Raw genomic sequence first — 4,896 nt, forward strand, 5'->3', positions numbered from 1 at the left:
GAATCCTGAGAAAAAAGAAGAAATGCGGGCGGCATAAAATTTAACTTGAGGCGACAACTAACTTGAAAAACTCCGGTTACTAGTAATGAATCTACAAATTTGGCTTCAAAGAAAAAGGGCGTTTTCAAAGGTACTGTATATGTCATAGGAATATTTAATGAAACACATGATGTAAAAACTATTAGATTGGCATCTTTAGCTGGGGAACCTCTACCATTTAATTATGAGCCAGGCCAGTTTGTTACTTTTTCTCTCAATATCCCTGATCAGCCTAAAGTAATAAAACGCTCTTATACCATTGCCTCGTCACCCACTCAGAGAGATTATTTTGAAGTAACAATAAAGAGAGAGGAGCAAGGCTTAGTCTCTCGCTTCATGCACGACAACGTTTGCATAGGAGATGCGCTTGAAATAAAAGCACCTAATGGTAAGTTCTACTTCAACGGAAATAATGAAGAGAACATTGTCTTAGTATCTGGTGGCGTTGGGATTACCCCCATGATGAGTGCCGTCAGATATTTAACCTCTACATGTTGGAAAGGAAATATCTATTTTCTTTTTTGTGCAAGAACATCAAATGACTTTATTTTCGAACGAGAATTAAGGTATTTACAATCTCGTCATAAAAACTTACATGTCTTAGTGAGCATGACACGAGTTGAAGGAACTGCTTGGATGGGACCTCAAGGTAGATTTACTTCTCAATTGGTAAACGACTTTGTTCCAGAGCTATCGGAAAAAACTGCTCACATCTGTGGGCCTCCACCGATGATGGATGCTATGAAAAATATGCTTATTGAGTTAGGTATGATGCCTCAAAGAGTGAAAATTGAAGGTTTTGGTGGTAGTAGCCCTGTGAAGAAAGAAAATAAACCACAAAGTCCTATCATGGGGAATATAGATAAAAATACCAGTATCAAAGCTGAAGCTATTAATAATGGTTTTGAAGTGTCCTTTACTCAGTCAAATAAACATGCAAAAGCAGCAGAAGGAGAAAGCATTCTTGATGTAGCGGAAAATTTAGATGTTGATATTGATAGCTCTTGTAGAGCAGGAAGCTGTGGCTTATGTAAAGTCAAGTTGCTCGAAGGGCAAGTAGAAATGGATGTGGATGATGGCCTAGAGGAAGATGATAAAGAAAATGGTTATGTATTAGCTTGTCAATCAATACCCAAAACCCCTGTAAAAGTGGAGGTATAAAGTGATGGCAAATCAAGAACGAACAATTGTTGCCAGTTTAGTGTTGCTGATGATCGTGCTATGGGGTGGATTTGTTTGGCACAGTTCACCACGTTTTCCTGGCAGTTTTAGTGGGAGCATGCTCGGAATAATAGCCGCCTTTTTGATGTTTTTTCCTTTAATTTACTTAGTGATCAAGAGAAATAAATCAATAAAAACCTGGGTGACCAAGAAGGTTCCTATGTCAACATTATTGGTTTGGCATATCTATGCTGGGGTGATAGGACCAATCATAGGATTACTACATAGCGCTCACCGTTTTGATAGTTTAATTGGTATTTTATTGGTGCTCTTAATGATGCTAGTTGCGATTAGTGGCTTCATTGGGCGATACATACTTAGCTTAATATCATCAAAATTAAAAGATAAGAAAAAACTAAAAGAAGAATTAAAAAATCAATTAAAAGATGAAAAAATTGAATTGCATGAACGATTTTGTTCGAAACATATTAACGCTATGCCAAGTGATTTAAACTCACACTCTCCATCACTCTTTTCATCTAGTCTTGGCTTAAGTCGAACTAGCAATGAGAGAAGAATTTTGCGATTGGTCGATGCAATATCAGATATTGATTACAGCATTCGTATTCATGATACAGCGAAGCTTTGGTTCAAACGGTGGTTAAAGTTTCATATATCTATTTCCATGATCTTATATGTGCTAATAATTTTTCATATAACTGCTGAAATTTATTTTGGCTTGAGGTGGTTATGATCAAATATATTTTTGGTGGAATTATAGCAGTGATTATAGCTGCGTTGATAAGTCACTATTACCATTCGAGTGAGTTACCCGATGTAAATTGGGAAATGACCGTTATCCCTGGAGATTTAAGTAAAGCTCATTCCTTTTTAGAAGATGATTGTCAAAGTTGCCATACGCCAATAACGGGGGTTACGCGTGAAAATTGCGTTGTTTGCCATGCCAATGATACTCAAATAATCCAGCGTCAGCCTACTTTGTTTCATGTCGATATAGCTGAATGTAATTCATGTCATATGGAGCATCAAGGAAAAGCAGCACGTATATCTAAAATGGATCATGAGGCACTCTCTGATATAGGTTTACGCATGTTACCGGAAGATAATACCCCGTTTGATCAAGGCACGGCTGTGCAAAAGCTTTTCAAAGAAATGTTATCGGATAATCGGAAAGTGGATCCGCTACTTATTAATCCGCATGTTAGTACAAAAGAAGCGTTGCTTAATTGTGCTACTTGTCATGCTAACGATGATAGGCATTTTGGGTTGTTTTCAGATGATTGTGTTCAATGTCATAGCACTGAACAGTGGTCTCTATCTTCATTTGTTCACCCATCAAACAAGTCAAACGACTGTAATCAATGCCATGAGGCACCACCTAGCCACTATATGAAACATTTTAAAAAGATATCTGCAAAGGTTGCAGGGGAGCACAAAGCACCTGTAGAAGAATGTTTTGCTTGTCACCAAAATACCTCTTGGAATGACATTAAAAAAGCTGGCTGGTATAAACATCATTAATCTTAGGAGTATGAAGTATGTTGCATAACGGTATTGCAATTTTCTTTTCATTAGTTGTAGTTATAGTTTTGTTTAATAAACGATTTCGCTTTTCGCAACAATGGAGGGCGACCGTAACTCCCTTAGCCTCAATCATTGGCAGTGGATTTTTAATTGTTGCACCACTACTGCATGCCACTATGGGAAAGTGGGCATTAGCTGGAATTGTAGTTTTATCACTGTTTTCATTAGCTTTGGGAGCTATTATTCGCTTCAATATACTTCATGCTGAGCCATATTTAGTTGAAAACCCTAGTGGATCTATTGTAAAGCTTGAACAGGTTGGTCAATGGTTTCTTGGAGGGGCATATGCAATATCTGTCGCTTTTTATATCAGTCTGTTTTCTGCATTTGTTTTTGACCGCCTTGGTATTGAAAATTTGTATATTGTAAGAGTTGCCACAACTGCGGTATTACTTTCGATAATGGCTGTAGCTTGGATTAGAGGTGCGAAGGGTTTAGAAGCTATAGAGCTTTATGCTGTGACCATCAAACTTTCTATTATAGTTGGTGTATTGGTTGCTTTGTTTACTTATGACATATCGACAGGTAAGGCTTGGTTTGAACATTCAGCTACTCAGAGTTTAAGTAAATTCGAAATAATTAGTATGCTGGCTGGAATGCTGATGGTTACACAAGGGTTCGAAACAACTCGTTTTATGGGGGCAGAATATTCAGCAACTCAACGTATAAAGGCAGTCAAATATTCACAAGGGATCGCAATCGTACTATATGTCATTTTTATAGGTTTAACCTGTCCAATATTTTTAGAATTTCCTATTGTTGAATTAAATGAAACTACGATTAGCCATACATTAGGCAAAGCTGTTTGGGTCTTACCTATTCTGCTTTTAATTGCTGCAACAGCAAGCCAACTAAGTGCTGCACTAGCCGATACAATCGGTGGTGGAGGTCTAGTTAGAGAGCTTCTCAAGTCTAAAATTTCAACTAATATGGGATACATGTTAGTGGTCATTTTAGCAATTATTTTGGTCTGGACTTCGAATGTTTTTGAAATAATTAACTTCGCTTCTAAAGGATTTGCTCTTTATTACTTAGTCCAGACGCTAATTACAATAATGCTATTGCTTAAATACCAGAATAAAACAGGGAGAGTATGGCTAAAAATCATTGGGAGCGCGTTCATAGCTGCTTCTCTCGTATTTGTAATTCTCTGGTCTGTACCTGCACCACATGGTTAATTGGATGATGAATGAGAGTAACCATAATTATTTTAAGGGATTGTTTGAATGCTTGATTTCAATCAATATTACCAGAATAAATATGCTATAAGTTTATAGTGAAGTAACATACTAGTGAGGATAAAACTATCCATGGGGCAACGTTTGAATTGGCTATTTTATATTTTGATATATTTGTCTGTAAATGGACAAGTATTTGCTACAGCTATTCATTTGTGTTCTGAAATGGCCATAACTTCTAATGCACTAACATCTCTAAACAATACTGTTAATATCCATGATCATCATGATGGTGGGCACCAAGAAAAATCTGAAAGTAATCATGCTAATCATGACTCAAAAACAATGGATAATTGCCACTGTATAGATTGTGATTGTATGCCAGATTATACAGGGCAGGCAAACTCTTCATTAGTTCAAGATATTAATATATCAGGTTTTCTACCTGTAATTTCGAAGGCTAATAAAAGCTTAATTCAAAACTTTATATCGCAACCTCAATCTAACCGTAAGCGCGTAATTAGCCCCACATACCAATATTAATCAAGCCTGCGCATCACGGCAAGATCATTATAAATTGAACTTATAGAGCAAGTAGTGATCAGATCAAGGCATAATAATTACTTGGTCGCATAAATATGAGCACTACTTTTCTGAAACATTTTAATTCAATTACAGATCCTCGCATTGAACGTTGTAAAAAGCATGAACTTATCGATATTCTTCTCCTTGCTATTAGCGCTGTGCTCTCTGGTGCAGAAGGATGGGAAGATATTGAAGACTTTGGGCACCTAAAGCTTGATTGGTTAAAAAAATACGGTACGTTCAACGCAGGAATTCACGGCAAGATCATTATAAATTGAACTTATAGAATATGTAGTGATCAGATCAAGGCATAATAATCACCTTGGTC

The 4,896-nt window shown here is 36.8% G+C and carries 5 protein-coding genes and 1 pseudogene; all 6 read left to right on the forward strand.

The window, feature by feature from the left end:
• Nucleotides 1-99: 99 nt before the first annotated feature.
• Nucleotides 100-1,200: a 2Fe-2S iron-sulfur cluster-binding protein gene (locus tag AAEY57_RS18665; protein ID WP_350608514.1), complete on the forward strand. Its 1,101-nt coding sequence runs from the start codon at nt 100-102 to the stop codon at nt 1,198-1,200.
• Nucleotides 1,201-1,204: 4 nt separating this feature from the next.
• Nucleotides 1,205-1,954 (forward strand): hypothetical protein, encoded by a 750-nt coding sequence (locus AAEY57_RS18670; protein WP_138686789.1) that lies wholly within the window; start codon nt 1,205-1,207, stop codon nt 1,952-1,954.
• A gap of 29 nt (nt 1,955-1,983) precedes the next feature.
• Nucleotides 1,984-2,742, forward strand: coding sequence for a cytochrome c3 family protein (locus AAEY57_RS18675; protein WP_238529427.1), 759 nt, complete (start codon nt 1,984-1,986; stop codon nt 2,740-2,742).
• A gap of 17 nt (nt 2,743-2,759) precedes the next feature.
• Nucleotides 2,760-3,983, forward strand: coding sequence for an Aq_097 family APC-type transporter (locus AAEY57_RS18680; RefSeq protein ID WP_008109725.1), 1,224 nt, complete (start codon nt 2,760-2,762; stop codon nt 3,981-3,983).
• A gap of 132 nt (nt 3,984-4,115) precedes the next feature.
• Entirely contained in the window at nt 4,116-4,526 is a 411-nt protein-coding gene (locus tag AAEY57_RS18685) for a hypothetical protein (protein WP_350608515.1), read from the forward strand.
• 95 nt (nt 4,527-4,621) lie between these two features.
• Nucleotides 4,622-4,822, forward strand: a pseudogene (locus tag AAEY57_RS18690) (transposase family protein); the annotation flags it as partial.
• Between the last annotated feature and the right edge of the window lie 74 nt (nt 4,823-4,896).

This window comes from Pseudoalteromonas sp. MER144-MNA-CIBAN-0113 (genome assembly GCF_040308965.1).
Classification (GTDB): domain Bacteria; phylum Pseudomonadota; class Gammaproteobacteria; order Enterobacterales; family Alteromonadaceae; genus Pseudoalteromonas; species Pseudoalteromonas tetraodonis.

What these genes read in the sequence shown, in the direction of transcription:
- AAEY57_RS18680 (WP_008109725.1), top strand. Translation starts at nt 2,760, where the DNA reads ATGTTGCATAACGGTATTGCAATTTTCTTTTCATTAGTTGTAGTTATA.
- AAEY57_RS18670 (WP_138686789.1), top strand. Translation starts at nt 1,205, where the DNA reads ATGGCAAATCAAGAACGAACAATTGTTGCCAGTTTAGTGTTGCTGATG.
- AAEY57_RS18685 (WP_350608515.1), top strand. Translation starts at nt 4,116, where the DNA reads ATGGGGCAACGTTTGAATTGGCTATTTTATATTTTGATATATTTGTCT.